This is a genomic window from Dyella sp. NPDC103356, from assembly GCF_055584465.1.
This window is the reverse complement of record NZ_JBVJLZ010000003.1, coordinates 275,543-289,018: the sequence shown is the minus strand read 5'-3', so window position 1 is coordinate 289,018 and position 13,476 is coordinate 275,543. Positions and strand designations below refer to the sequence as shown.

Genomic DNA, 13,476 nt, shown 5'->3' with positions numbered 1-13,476 from the left:
GTTGACAGGCACATAAGTGCCCTTGCACTGCGGAGCCTTCTGCAGTCCCTTGCCGCAGGCGGCGAGCATGAGGGTGATACACACAGCAAGTAAGGCGTGACGAACGGTCAAAACATTGCTCCAGTTAGGCCGAATAATTCATCGAGGGAAGTTGAGTCGCGCGCGGGAGCGACCCGCGGTAGCCACGCTGCTGGCCGCGGAGGCCGCCGCGGAACCGGCGGATCGGCCGGCAGACGAGACGCTGGATACCGCAGCACGTGCCGTCTGGGCGTGGCCCTGCGATTGAGCAACCTTGCCCATAGCGCGGCTCACAAGGCTCTGTCCCGACATCTGAGCGCCGCTGACGAGTGCGCTGGCGATCGATTTCGTTTCAAAGAGTGCCGCAATGATGGCGGCGGTCGCGCCGATGATCTTGAGCATGCCGACCAGCGCATCCAGAGCATCGCCACCCTCGATGGTCGCCATATATTTTTCCATGAGGGTAAAACACAGCGAAATGGTGGTGGCGATCAGAATGAATAGCAGCGAAAAACTGATGATCTGGCTTAGCCAACCATCGAAATATTTGTATGTCGACTGGAAGATGGCCAAGAGAATGAACAGCGGGCCAACAGCGAGCACGATGGACAGGCCGATATACGCAACGAACACGAGGGCGGTGGCGATCCCTGCGATGACGGCGACACATATGAAAATGATGATCGCCAGGATGTAGTAGACGATATAACTGAAATGGAACAAGCCAAATTTACGGTTGCCGTATTCCCATATGTCGCTTCCTATGTCGAAACCTCTCTCGACGGATTTGTCGATGATGCTCGCCAGACCGACCGAGTCGCCTGCGCTGCCCTGGGAAATGATGCGGGAGGAAATTTCCGCTGGCACCTTGAGGAAGAAATCGGCGACGTCCTGCTGATAGGTGCCGGCCGTCAGACCAAGAAGCACGACGAAGCAGATGCGCAGGATTCGATAGATACCATCCTTGAGCGGCTCGTTCACTCGTCCCGAAGCGATGCCCGCGCCCCAAAGCAGGACATAGATCGTCAGCATGGCAATGGCGCCTGGCTCGATGATCTGGATCAGATTGCTTGAATTGGTGTTGACCGCGTCCTGAACGATTTTGACGATGTCATCCAGGAAGAATTTTGCGATTTCGATAGCAATCATGGCAAGTCACTTCAGATGGATAGGCGAGCGCGCCTCGCATGGAGACGCGCTCGCGATGATCGGCACGACGGTTAGTTCGAGCCTTCGTCCTTATCTCTCAAGGACAGATCCTTGATGGACTGGTAAGCCTTGGCGTACTCGGATTCCTGCAGCAGACCGTTCATCGACTGGGCGCGGACCAGCTCATTGGTGATCATGCTGTTCTCGATCTGGATGCGAGCCTGCAGGTCGGCGATCTCCTTGAGCGAGGAGGTTTTGTCGATCTGCTCCTGAAGCTGCTTGAGCTTCTCGGTGCGGATGACGCTCGATTCGTAAGCCTGGGCATTCAGTGCGCTGCCGTTGGTGCTGCGCTGGACGCCCTGGTCAAGGGAATACTTGGCGGCTTCCTCGTTGGATTTACCTGCCAGTTCTTTCTCTTCTGCGTTGAACTTGTCGCCAATGGCGGTTGCCAGTTCCTCGACACGGCCGCCGCCCTTGTAGGCCTCCAGCGTTTCCTGCCAGTTTCGTGGGATCGAATCCCCATAATCCTGCGTCTGGATACTGCCTTTGCCACTCGAGCCGGTGACCGCGTCATTGGTTTTTTTAACTTCGCCGGTCTGCTGCTTGAGTTCGTCCAATTGCTTGGCCATATCGGCTAGCTGTTGCTGGAGCACGGCGGTCTGTGCCTGCTGCTCCTGATAGGACTTGGCGTCGTGAACGGCTTGCTCGCCGCCCGTCCCGCCGCCTGAGGGTGGCGACGTGGTGTTGTCGACGTAATCTTGGGCATGGCCTGGAATCGCTGCGGCAAAGAGCAGGCACAGCGTCGTGGCTTTCAGCACGGTTTTCCTTTCCATGAATCACTCCTCGTGGGTGGGTGTTGAATGCAGCGCCTATTGGCGCTCGCGGCGAAGCTGATGAAAGACCGGCAGCCAGTCATCGGGTTGAGGGCCGACTCGCGCGATGGCGCGCTCGGACAGCTCGACACTACCGGCGGTGCTGGAAAGCACCGCCAGGTCGTCGTCGAAGCCGTGCAGGTTGAGTTCGCATACGGTCGAATGCGAGCCCTGCTTGAAGAGAAAGCCACGAAGATTCTGCTCGACCATGTCCTTTCGCACGATTTCATACTCGCGCTCGCTGAGCTTGAAGCCGTCGATGTAATCTTCGCGCGCCGCTTTCGGGTTGGGCAGATAAAGCTGGCTGACACATTGTTCGATGAGCTGACGACTGATGCGTGAGCGCAGGACATCGGATGGGCTCTGCGTACCGAAGAGCGCAAGCGCGTTGCGCTTTCGATAGGTCTTGACGGCATCCAGCGCCTTGCCTTCGAAGTATTCGTCCTGAAGCATCTTCCAGAACTCATCCATGTTCAGGATGAAGCGTCGCCCATCGATGAGCTGCTCCATGCGGTGGAACAGGTACATGACAGTGACGGTCCGGGTTTCATCGTTCTCGAGGAAGTCGGTCACATCAAAGCCGAAATGGCGGCCGCCGGAAAACTCCAGCAGGTCGCGCGGATTGTCCAGCAGCCAGCCCAGCGAGCCGCCCGTGCACCATTTGCGGAAACGTGCGGCGTTGCCGTTGGGATCGGTCGGATCGAAAAATTCCAGGAGGGCTGAAAAGCGCCTCGCTTCGAACGGCATGGCATAAATGCCGTCAACCGCATCCTGGATTTCCTTCTCCCGTTGCGGAGAGAAACGATAGTCCAGCTCTTCGCCGCGGATGCAGCGTTTGACTAGCTGGATAAGCATGCTCCGGTTGCCGGGTGTGTCTTCCATGGCGCACGGATTGAAGCCTGTCGGTATGCCGTTTTTGAGGGTCGCGTAATGGCCGCCCATGGCGCGGATGAAGTTGGCCTGGCCTTGATCCTTGTCGAAGGTAAATACCGTCGGTTTGTATTTTTCCGCCTGAGCCAGCATGAACGCCTGAATCACGGTCTTGCCTGCGCCGGTCGGTCCCAGCAGCAGGGTATGGCCCGGCACACGATCGTCGGAATCGGCCTCGTTCACGCCACGGCGTGATGATGGCGGCAGATGAAAATTGAAATAGAACGGGGTGCCCGAGGTCGTTTTCAACAACGTCAGCGCATCACCCCATTGATTGCCGTGCAGGCGGCCATGCGGATAATTGTGGAATCCCGTATAACCGATGATATTGCTCGAACTGATCGGCGCCGGTCGTGGACGAAGCTGAAAGTTGCCCGGCAGTTGGGAAAAGAAAGCCGCTTCGATGCATTCGTCTTCACGGGCGACCAGAAAGCCGGCGTCTGCCAGCACGGATCGCACCGTCGCCACGCGCTCGGTCAGCGTCTTGTTGTCGTCGGCGAGCAATTGCAGGCTCAGGTGATGCTCACCGAATACCGAGCGGCCGGCCACCAGGTCATCCAGCGCTTGAGCGATGTCGTTGACCTGGGTCTGGGAAGCGTCTTCCACGTTGACCAGAAGTCGTTGCTGTTTTTGCAATGCAGCCATCGCCTTGCCACGGCTGAACATGCTGAAGGACTGCGTCAGCACGAACGGAAACGGCAGCGTAAGCAGCACATTCAGATGCCCCGGTTCAGTGCGTTCGATCTGATAGGCAGCCGCGCCGAGCATGGCGCCTATCTGGGACCGGTCGGGCAGCCGCAGTTCGAACTGATCCACGCCGAAGGAAACACGGGCATTGGTCATGCCGTGAGCTGCGCGTCCCTTGGGTACGGCGATGCGTTGGCGTTCGCCATTGATCAGCAGTGCCAGGAATTCCAGCGTTTCGGAAAAAACCACGCCGTTTTGCTGGTACAGCTCAAGTCGGCGTGCGCCGTAGCGGGCGAGTGCAGCCATCACCGTATTGCATATTTCGTCGAGCCGGGCGCTCGCGTCGTGGATGGATTCGCGGACGCTCTCCTGCGTGCGGCGTGTTCCGAAGTTCAACAGCGAACCACGGGATAGCTTGCCGCGAACCAGAACGGTCAGATAATGTGAATTGACCATCATCTGCAAGCCGCTGAGACTCGCGCGATAGCGGCTGTTGAGACGTCCCGCAAAGTCATCGTCGAAATAGCCGCCGGGATACTCCGAGCGCGGTTCGCGCACCGTATGCACCCATAGCGCAATGTCTTCCGAAGCGATATTGCGTATCAGACCGGTCAAGGCGTCGTGCCATGCCTGAATGTCTTCGTCATCGGCGGCCTCGTGCGCGGCGCCGTTGATCTTGATGATCGTCAACGTATCGCCCGCCTGGGTACGCAGATTGTGTGGGGACACCATGGAGGTGTAGGGCACATACTCCTGCAAGGAGCGCGAGCGATTGATCAACGACTGTTTTGGCGACAGCATCGTGGTTCCGGTCAGTAACGCTTGCGGGACGGCAGTGGCGAGTACGAACCGCTATGCCAGTAGGCGCGCGCCATGTGCCGTCCTTTGGTATTGAGCTGAAGGGCGACATAGCGCAGCGCGCGAGGATCGCGGGCGCAGACCAGCCGGGCGAGCCCGTACAGGACGCCGCCCATGCCGAGTGCGCCGATCTTCCAGCTCACATCGGCGTGCAGGATGCCGGCGACCAGGAACGCGATGGTGCTGCCTGCCAGCACGAAGATGAGTACTTCCACCGGCAGACCGAGCATGCTGGGTGGACGGGTCAGGCCACCGAACAACGGGTCGCTTCGCAAGGCCACGATCAGCCGCCGCCACCGTAAAGGGCATTGACCACTTCGGTAGCCAGGCCCGCGACGATGGCGCCTACCAGCACCTGTCCGACCGTCACCCAGCTCATACGGCCGAATGCAGCCAGCACGCCGGAGCCGAGCACAGCGACGACGAGAATGGATTGAACGGCCGTCTTGATCCACTCGACGGCTTTGTCGGCCTTTGCGCCAATGTCCTGAGCAAATGCCAGCTCCGGGCAGAAGAGCACCGTGGTCACTAGCGCGACCATCAGCAGCAGCTGTGTCGATGGCCTGCTGGCGATGGCCAGGATGCGGGGCATGGTGATGGTACGAGACATGATTGACTCCTCCTTGGGTCAGTGACGAGACGAGCGTGACCTGGCGAAGGTCATGGAGACGCTCGCCAAGGCGGTAATGGGGTTGAAGGGGGTTAACGAATCAGCGCGCGTTTTCGGCGAGTTTTTTCCAGCGCGCCTGGCCAAAGACGTCCCAGCTCGGTGGGGTCTTTTCGATGCCAAGGGTTTCTACCGCGCCAGTGAGCCAGCGCTCGACGACATCAGGCGACTCGCCCTGGGCCACGCGCTCATTGGCTTTGTTTATAAGCGCCGTGACGCGCGGATCATTGTTCTGCTCATCGCTGCGTGGCAACGCTGCCTGGATGGCGTCATTGCCCGCATGACTGATGGGGGCGGCGAGATAGGTGGCGAACGACGCGCACAAGATCAGCGGTATAGACATCCATTTCATTCCAGACAAACTCTTCATGAGTTGACGGAATGCTAGCACTGACAAATTGTCAGTGGTTTAAAACAAATCCTAATTTCAAAGTTGCTTATGCTCGGCCGTCTGATGCCCGTTTATAAAGTCCAATATGTCCTTAAGTACATATTCATGCCCCAGTGGTCGAGACAACGAAAACACCAGAGACGAATGGCCCATGCCGGGATAGACGCGCATCGTCACATCCTCGTGTTGAGCAAGCATGGCGTTATCCAGGGAATAGGTGTTGGCGATGTCGACTTCCTTGTCCGCCGTACCGTGCAGCAGCAGCATCGGCGGTTCGTGGCCTGTCACGAAGTGAACGGGTTCGGCGCGCAACTGTTCCTGGGTCGAGCGGCCGAATACGTCGAGCATGTCCTTCTCAAACGGCGGAATCGGGACGAAGTCGTAGCAGCCGGCCAGGCCGATAAGACCAGCGAGGTCGTTCGGGCGCCGCCCATAGGCGGTTAGCCAGGAAGGGTCGGTGGCCAGTAGTGCGGCGATCTGGCCTCCCGCCGAATGGCCCATGATGAAGATGTCCTCGGGAGAAGCATCGAGTTCTTCGGCGTGGTCGAACGTCCATGCGACGGCCTCGGCCGCGTCGTGCATGAACCCGTCCATGGTGACCTGCGGATATTTGCGGTAGTCCGGGATGACTACGGTGACCCCGTGCGACGCGAGTGAGGCGCCGACGAAGCGGTACCAGTTGCGCTGCCCCCGCACCCAGCTTCCACCATAGAAGAAGACCACGACGGGAGCATGGATAGCATGAATGGGACGATAGACGTCCAAAGCCAGATGCTGCTGCTTGTCGAACTCGACCGAGCGTTGCGCAACGATGCCTTGCCGTTGGTCGGTAGCGTTAAGGCCGGCAAAAAGCGTCGCTTCGCAGCCGCCCAACAGCAGCGACAACCCCAATAACAGCAGTTTCGGTAATGCTGAAACCCATGTGGCGCGCAGGTGCGGCCGTCCGTTTACCGGCGTAAGCCGGTCAGGCGGCGATGCGCGGAGCATCCCGCAGGCCGTCGAAATATTCGCGGGTCAACCGTAGCTGTTCTTCGGCAGCTTCCGCACGCAGCGCCACGTGGCGGAACGCGGCATTTTCCGGGCGATCCTTGGCGTACCAGCCAAGATGTTTGCGTGCGATGCGCACGCCTTGCTCCTCGCCATAGAACGCGTAGAGCTGATGAAGATGATCCACCAGGATCGCGCAGATTTCGGTGAGCGAAGGCTCTGGCAGATGCTCGCCGGTGGCAAGGTAGTGCGCAATCTCGCGAAAGATCCAGGGCCGGCCCTGCGCGCCTCGGCCGATCATCACCGCATCTGCGTTGGTGGCTTTCAGGACATGGCGTGCCTGCTCGGGCGTGGTCACGTCGCCGTTGGCAAGTACAGGGATATGCACGGTAGCCTTGATCGCCGCGATGGTTTCGTACTCTGCCTCGCCCTCATATTTGTCTGCGCGCGTGCGCCCATGCACTGCCAGCGCCGCAATGCCTGCATCCTCAGCGATGCGAGCGATAGTGAGTGCATTCCTGTGCTCGCGGTCCCAGCCGGTACGGATCTTCAACGTTACCGGCACGGACACCGCGTCGACGACTGCCTTGACGATACGTGCCACCAGCGGCTCGTCCTGCAACAGCGCCGAGCCCGACCACACGTTGCAGACCTTTTTGGCCGGGCAGCCCATATTGATGTCGATGATCTGGGCGCCATTGTCCACGTTGAAGCGGGCTGCCTCGGCCAGCATGGCCGGATCGTAACCGGCGATCTGGACGCTGACCGGCTCGGGCTCGCCCTCGTGATCCATGCGCTTGAGCGACTTGCGAGTGCGCCAGAGGCGGGGGTCGGCGTTGGTCATTTCCGACACGGCCAAGCCCGCACCCAGCCGTTTACACAGCAGGCGGAAGGGCTTGTCGGTGACCCCGGCCATCGGTGCGAGCACCACGGCGGGGTCGATACGGTAGGGGCCGATCTGCATAACCGGTCCATTGTAACGGGGAAGGGAGCGCCGAATCGCTATAATGGCGCCGTTGGCACTCAACGCGGGGGGCGTCGGTCAATGCTACGGGGGGCCTGGGGCGTATTCCTGATTGCCGGACTATGGCTGCCGATTGCGGCGGCTGTGCCGGCGCCCCATGTCTCGATGAACCTGTTGCGGGGCCCGGCAGTGACCGATCCGGCCGGGACCATCACCAAGGTACGGGCCGAACTGGATGCTGTCGACCCGGCGCTCACCGCGGCCCGCGAGCGAGCTCTACTGTGGGGTATGGGCACGGCCGCCATCAACGCGAACGACGATTCCGCTCTTACCGAATCGCTATTGCGCCTGGACAATATGGCCAACACGGCCGCCGATCCGGTCGCCGCCGCCACCGCGGGTTTTCTGCGCTCGCGCCACGATATCGCCAATGGGTTGGGCGACAGCGACGGTGGCGGTTTGAGCAATGCCTTGCTGGCCGCCGACAAGGTGCTCGGACACGCCGATCCGCAGATCGTCGCCTGGGCGCGCTTTCAGCTCTGTGACGCTTTTGCTCTGGACGAGAAGGCGGACAAGGCGCTGGAGGCCTGTCACCGTGCGGAGAGTAGCTATGCCGCATTGGGTGACCGTTGGGGTGTCGCCGATGCGCTCAACGATGAAGGCATCGCCTTGATGTCGCTCAGCCGCTATGCCGAAGCGGCAGCGACGTATCAGCGTGCACGTACGGAATTCAATCGCATCCATGCCGATGAGCTGGGCGTAATGGTCGGCGACAATCTGGCGCAGGCCTATCTGCAACTAGGTCGTCCCGCCGAAGCGTTGCCGCTGTCGCAAACCTCGCTGAAGCACGAACTTGCCGCCGGGCGAATCAGCGACTCGTTGTTTTCCAGCGCCGACGTTGCGCGTGCAGAGGCGGCCCTGGGTCATCCTCAAGAAGCCTACGAACGCATTCGTGCCACCGTAGCGCAGGCTCGAGATGCCGGCATCGGGGGGCAGTTGACCGATCTTTTGAAAACCGAGAGTGAGCTGGCCGAGCAGGCCGGGCAACTGAAACAGGCGCTGGCGGATGTGCGCGAAGTGCTTGCATTCGACAATGCGACCAACACGCCGAAGTTGCGTGCCATGGAAGCCGAGCTGGAGCATCGCTACACCACGCGCGAAAAGGAGCTGCAGATCGGTGAGTTGGAGCGCAGCAACCGGCTCAAGGATCTACAGCTGAAAACCGCGCAAATCGAAGCGCGTGCCGAGCAGCAACGACAGAAGCTGATCAATCTGATCGCGATTCTGATCGCCAGCGCGCTGGTAGCCATTAGCGTGCTGCTGTTCCAGTTGTGGCGCGGACAGCGTCGTCACGCGGCCGAGTTGCGTGCACAGACCCTGCGCGATCCATTGACCGGCATCGACAACCGTCGTGCATTTCAGGAGCGCGCACTGTCGCTGCTCGATTCGCGTCGCGTCCCATCGGCACACCCGCATGCCTTGCTATTGATCGATATCGATCACTTCAAGGCCATCAACGATAGCGTCGGTCACCCGCAAGGTGATCTCGTGCTGCTGGAAGTGTCGAGCTATCTCTCTGCAAACGTCGATTCGGCCTGTCATCTCGCCCGTATCGGCGGCGAAGAGTTTGCCGTGCTGTGCCCTGCCTACGGTACCGATGCGGCGATGCGTTTGGCCGAGACCCTGCGCGAGGGCGTGGCGACGCTCCTGCTTACTGGGGAGTTGAGACATCTGCGAGTGACGATCAGTATCGGCGTGGCGTTGTTCGACGGCACGCATTGCCATGATCTGTCGACGTGGATGCGCGCGGCGGACGGTGCGCTTTATTCGGCCAAGTCGTGTGGGCGCGACCGTGTCATGGCAAGTGCGGCCTGATCAGTACAGGCCGGGCAACAACCGCCAGGTCCGCGCACGATAGGTGTCCCAACGGGTACCGAATGCTTCGGCGAGCACGCGCTCCTCTACCTGGATACGGCGCAGAAATACCGGCACGGTCAACAACACGATAGCCAGCAGGGATACGGTATTGCCGATCGCCAGGCCCAGGCCGATCAGGGCCATCAGCGCGCCGGTATAGGACGGGTGCCGCAAGAAACGATAAGGGCCGTCGTCGATCAGCGGCTGGTCGGCGGCAATGGCGACGTTCACGGTAAACCAGCGGCCGAGATAGATGATCGAATACCAGCGAAGGATCAGGCCGGTGATCACCATGATGTCGCCGATGGTCGCCAGCGTGGATTCCCAAGGCAATTGCCATACAGGCTGATGCAAGGACACCGCCGCCCAATAGGCGATGAACATGGCCACCGGGATGGCGGTCCAGAACAATGCCAGCGAACCGGAATCTTTGTTGGTCGCGCCGCTCTTGGCGCGGCGGCTCAATGAGAGGACCGTTTCGGAAACACCGAAGACGACGCCCAGCCAAACGGGAGATATCAGCATCGCAACCGGCCCCTGCCCCAGAGAAGAATCGATGGAGTGGACTATGCGCCGGGTGCCGGCTGATGGCGAGTCGCGCCGGTCAGCCGGTTCACGTGACGGATGTCAGTTCGACGCCGGATGGAAACGGATCGCTCCGCTTCCGAACTAACCGGCTCTCAGCCAACGTGCTCGAGCACGCCCGCGATGGTCGCCGTCATGAACGTCGCCAACGAACCACCCAGCACCGCGCGCAGACCGAGGCGAGCCAGGTCGGCACGACGTCCCGGTGCCAGCCCGCCGATACCGCCGATCTGGATCGCGATGGACGAGAAGTTGGCGAAGCCGCACAACGCATACGTAGCGATCAGGCGGCTCTGCGGCAGCAACTGGTCGGTGTGCTTGGAAAGATCGACATAGGCGACGAATTCGTTGATCACCACCTTCTCGCCGATAAAGCTGCCCACCAGCGTCGCGTCCTGCCACGGCACGCCGATCAGCCAGGCGATCGGCGAGAGAATCCAGCCGAAAATGGTCTGCAGGCTCAAGGCCACGTCGTGCCCGGCCATGCCGGAGAGCCAGCCATTGAGCGAGCCGGTGCCGCCCCAGGTGCTGGTGCCCAGCCACTGGATCGGGCCGTTGAGCAGGGCGATCAGCGCGATAAACGCCAGCAGCATCGCGCCGACGTTCATCGCCAGCTTCAGGCCATCGCCGGCGCCGGTGGCGGCGGCATCGATCACATTCGCGGTCGTTTTCTCGACCTCGATCTTTACCGTGCCACGGGTCAGCGGCACGCCGGTTTCCGGCACCAGGATCTTGGCCAGCATCATGGTGGCCGGTGCGGCCATCACCGAGGCGGTAAGCAGGTGTTTGGCGTAGAACTGCATTTCGACCGGATCGTTATGGCCGAGCAGGCCGACATAGGCGGCCATCACGGAGCCGGCGATATGCGCCATGCCGCCGATCATCACCGTCATCAGTTCCGACTCGGTCATGCGCTCGATATACGGCTTGATCGTCAGCGGCGCCTCGGTCTGGCCGATAAACACGCTGGCGCATACGCTGGTGGTTTCCGCACCGGAGACGCGCATGACCTTGGTGATCACCCAGGCCATCGCCTGCACGATCTTCTGCATCACGCCCAGGTGATACAGCACACCGGTGAGCGAGGCAAAGAACACGATCGTCGGCAGCACGTTCACCGCGAAGATAAAGCCGAAATTCTTGGTGTCCATCAGACTGCCGAAAATGAAGTTGGAGCCTTCATTGACGTAGCTCATCAGCTTCACGAAGCCGCCGGCGATGGCGTTGAACACATCGCGGCCCAGCGGCAGTTTGAGCACCGCCGAGGCGAACACGATCTGCAACAACACGCCCGTACCGACCAGTTTCCAGTCGACGGCGCGCTTATTGTTGGAAAACAGAAACGCGATGCCCAAAAGCATCGCAAGGCCGAACAGGCCGAAAAGGATATGGCCCAGCAATTCCATCGTATTTGAACCCCGCAGATACGGCCGCAGGGTCCCCTTAGGCCATCAAAAATGCTCACAAAACAATCAAAGAGTAGAGGAGGGCGCCCTAGGCGGCAAGCTGCGCTGCGGGCAGGTGAGCCGGCGCGGGGGCAAAGCCTATAAAATGGCGCCACCCCGCCCCGGAGTCGCCGCATGAGCCTGTTCCTGACCATTGCCCTGGTGCAAATCATTGCGTTGATGACGCCGGGCCCGGATTTCTTCTTCGTTTCCCAGACGGCCGTCAGTCGCTCGCGCCGGCAGGCGTTCTTCGGGGTGGTCGGTATCGCCCTGGGCGTGGCGATCTGGGCGGCCCTGGCCTTGCTGGGCCTGCAGTTGCTGCTGCAGAAGCTGGCGTGGCTGAGCCGGGCGATGACGATTGCCGGCGGCCTCTATCTGACCTGGATGGGCGTGAAGATGCTGCGCGGCGCTTTTACCGCGCCCAAGGTGGCTGGCGAGCCGCGCGCGGTACTGCAGCAAGGCGACCTGGCGACCCTGCGGGCCGGGTTGTTCACCAACCTGGCCAACCCCAAAGCCATCATCTATTTCGGCAGCGTGTTCTCCGCCTTCCTCGGCAGCGGTGTGGGCCATGCGGCTCGCTGGGGCATCTGGGTGCTGGTGGTGGCCGAGACCGTGTTGTGGTTCGCGGTGGTGGCGGCCGTGTTCGCCATGCCCGCCATGCGCCGCGGTTACCTGCGCCTGTCACGTTGGATCGACGGTTTTGCCGGTGCCATCTTCGTGGCGTTCGGCCTGCACCTGATCTTTGCTCGTCGAACGTGATAAAGGCGGCGGCTCGGTGTTGGCGGTCAGCGCCTCCTGCTTGAGCTGCTTCCGCTTGATCCAGAACATGACCGCTCCCAGCGGGAACGAGATCGAAAGTATCCAGGGGCTGTAGATCCGCGCCACCGCCGATGCGCTCAATAATTGGATCGAAATCAATTGGAAGCTGAACTCACCCGTGCTCCAGTTCAAGCTGAGCGTGACAACGCCGAGCAAGGTTGCAACGGCCCACAGCCATTTACGTCGGCGAATCGGTGTGCGCAGGCACACGATGAAGCTGGCAAAGCAAAATAGCGGTAACGCGGCGACGAGCGCCGCGATCAACCAGTAGGACACCGGCTTGCCAGAGAGCGTAAAAGTGCTTCTCTGTGCCAGAGACTGGGTCTCGCGCTGCACGTGCATGCCGGCAACTTCCAGCTCGTTTCCGCTTCTTACCAGCACCACGTTCGCCAGAACCCAGCTCTGGGGAAACTGATATTCGTAAGTAAGATTATAGGTCGTGCTTCCCGGCTTATTGCTGGACACGCGCGACATCATGTACGTCCCGACGACTTTCGTCGACACGATCTCGCCCGGTGGGAATTCATCGGCCATTTTCCCTAGCGTTGCGTCGAGCCCGGGTGTGCTGCGCAGCTTAGGCGCGAACGCGGTCTCGACCTGGTCGAGCTGACGCTCACGCAGTTGCTTCAAGACGTTCTGCGCGTATTCCGATTCTGGATGCGGTACCAGTTTGTCGATCGCTTCCTGCTGGGTGCACGCGACAATCCCCAACCCGAGCCCAAGTACAAGGAACAATCGCATCCAACGCGGGCTATTTCCTATGTCCGACACACCTGCTCTCCGATAGCTGGATCACACCCGACCAATGACTATAACGCGCGCCCGTCGTAATGGGTGACCGGAATGGCTTCCAGGTCGACGCCTTCCAGGCAGCGGATATTGATAGCTGCCATCCGGTTGCCCTTCGGGTCGGTGCCAGTGCCGAACGGATGCATGCCGCAGGTGGCGCAGAAGTGATGCTTGATCGCGTGCTTGTTGAAGGTATAGGTGCTCAGGTTCGCCTCCGGCGTCTCCAGATGCAGTTGGTCGTAACCCACGAACCACATCAGTGCGCCTTTGCGCTGGCAGATCGAACAGTTGCAGGCCATCGCCTGGGTCGGTTCGCCATCGACTTCGAAACGGATATTGCCGCAGTGGCAGCTGCCTTTCATGATGTTTTCCTCCTTCAGGGGCGCGCCTGAGACCTT

The 13,476-nt window shown here is 60.5% G+C and carries 14 protein-coding genes; 2 read left to right on the top strand and 12 right to left on the bottom strand.

Translation table 11 applies throughout. From position 1 onward, the window contains the following. Window positions 1-138: 138 nt before the first annotated feature. From ACZ6WW_RS08145 to dusB, 8 genes are all read right to left on the bottom strand, one after another. A complete protein-coding gene (locus tag ACZ6WW_RS08145) occupies window positions 139-1,167 on the bottom strand; it encodes a TrbL/VirB6 family protein (protein ID WP_465273759.1) in 1,029 nt (342 codons plus the stop codon). 71 nt (window positions 1,168-1,238) lie between these two features. Then, the gene (locus ACZ6WW_RS08140) at window positions 1,239-1,985 is read right to left on the bottom strand and encodes a TrbJ/VirB5 family protein (protein WP_465273758.1); all 747 of its coding nucleotides are present in this window, start codon (window positions 1,983-1,985) and stop codon (window positions 1,239-1,241) included. Between the two features lie 51 nt (window positions 1,986-2,036). Further along, window positions 2,037-4,457: a VirB4 family type IV secretion/conjugal transfer ATPase gene (locus ACZ6WW_RS08135; protein WP_465273757.1), complete on the bottom strand. Its 2,421-nt coding sequence runs from the start codon at window positions 4,455-4,457 to the stop codon at window positions 2,037-2,039. Between the two features lie 11 nt (window positions 4,458-4,468). After that, window positions 4,469-4,795 (bottom strand): VirB3 family type IV secretion system protein, encoded by a 327-nt coding sequence (locus ACZ6WW_RS08130; protein WP_465273756.1) that lies wholly within the window; start codon window positions 4,793-4,795, stop codon window positions 4,469-4,471. 2 nt (window positions 4,796-4,797) lie between these two features. Then, window positions 4,798-5,124, bottom strand: a complete 327-nt coding sequence (locus ACZ6WW_RS08125; RefSeq protein ID WP_465273755.1) for a TrbC/VirB2 family protein — start codon at window positions 5,122-5,124, stop codon at window positions 4,798-4,800. A gap of 100 nt (window positions 5,125-5,224) precedes the next feature. Continuing rightward, a complete protein-coding gene (locus ACZ6WW_RS08120; RefSeq protein WP_465273754.1) occupies window positions 5,225-5,524 on the bottom strand; it encodes a hypothetical protein in 300 nt (99 codons plus the stop codon). 84 nt (window positions 5,525-5,608) lie between these two features. Next, window positions 5,609-6,559 carry an alpha/beta hydrolase gene (locus ACZ6WW_RS08115; RefSeq protein ID WP_465273753.1) on the bottom strand — a complete coding sequence of 317 codons (951 nt, stop codon included), beginning with the start codon at window positions 6,557-6,559 and terminating at the stop codon, window positions 5,609-5,611. Continuing rightward, complete coding sequence (gene dusB / locus ACZ6WW_RS08110; RefSeq protein ID WP_465273752.1) at window positions 6,537-7,523, bottom strand: tRNA dihydrouridine synthase DusB; 987 nt, start codon at window positions 7,521-7,523, stop codon at window positions 6,537-6,539. The genes ACZ6WW_RS08115 and dusB overlap by 23 nt, the downstream gene beginning before the upstream one ends. 81 nt (window positions 7,524-7,604) lie before the next feature. On the opposite strand from dusB, the gene ACZ6WW_RS08105 reads away from it, so the two are divergent. Further along, window positions 7,605-9,398: a GGDEF domain-containing protein gene (locus ACZ6WW_RS08105; RefSeq protein WP_465273751.1), complete on the top strand. Its 1,794-nt coding sequence runs from the start codon at window positions 7,605-7,607 to the stop codon at window positions 9,396-9,398. On the opposite strand, the gene ACZ6WW_RS08100 is transcribed toward ACZ6WW_RS08105, so the two are convergent. Further along, window positions 9,399-9,965, bottom strand: coding sequence for a methyltransferase family protein (locus tag ACZ6WW_RS08100; protein WP_465273750.1), 567 nt, complete (start codon window positions 9,963-9,965; stop codon window positions 9,399-9,401). It lies immediately after the preceding gene. 155 nt (window positions 9,966-10,120) lie between these two features. Then, complete coding sequence (locus ACZ6WW_RS08095; protein ID WP_465273749.1) at window positions 10,121-11,431, bottom strand: NupC/NupG family nucleoside CNT transporter; 1,311 nt, start codon at window positions 11,429-11,431, stop codon at window positions 10,121-10,123. A 174-nt stretch (window positions 11,432-11,605) separates the two neighbouring features. Here ACZ6WW_RS08095 and rhtC point away from each other — a divergent pair, with 174 nt between their 5' ends. Further along, window positions 11,606-12,229 (top strand): threonine export protein RhtC, encoded by a 624-nt coding sequence (gene rhtC, locus ACZ6WW_RS08090; protein WP_465273748.1) that lies wholly within the window; start codon window positions 11,606-11,608, stop codon window positions 12,227-12,229. Here the strand turns inward: rhtC and ACZ6WW_RS08085 are convergent. Together ACZ6WW_RS08085 and ACZ6WW_RS08080 are read right to left on the bottom strand one after the other, a co-directional pair. Beyond that, on the bottom strand, window positions 12,152-13,030 hold the full coding sequence (locus ACZ6WW_RS08085) for a hypothetical protein (RefSeq protein WP_465273747.1): 879 nt from the start codon (window positions 13,028-13,030) through the stop codon (window positions 12,152-12,154). The two genes, rhtC and ACZ6WW_RS08085, sit on opposite strands and share 78 nt — an antisense overlap. 68 nt (window positions 13,031-13,098) lie before the next feature. Beyond that, on the bottom strand, window positions 13,099-13,440 hold the full coding sequence (locus ACZ6WW_RS08080; protein WP_465273746.1) for a GFA family protein: 342 nt from the start codon (window positions 13,438-13,440) through the stop codon (window positions 13,099-13,101). Window positions 13,441-13,476: the final 36 nt, after the last annotated feature.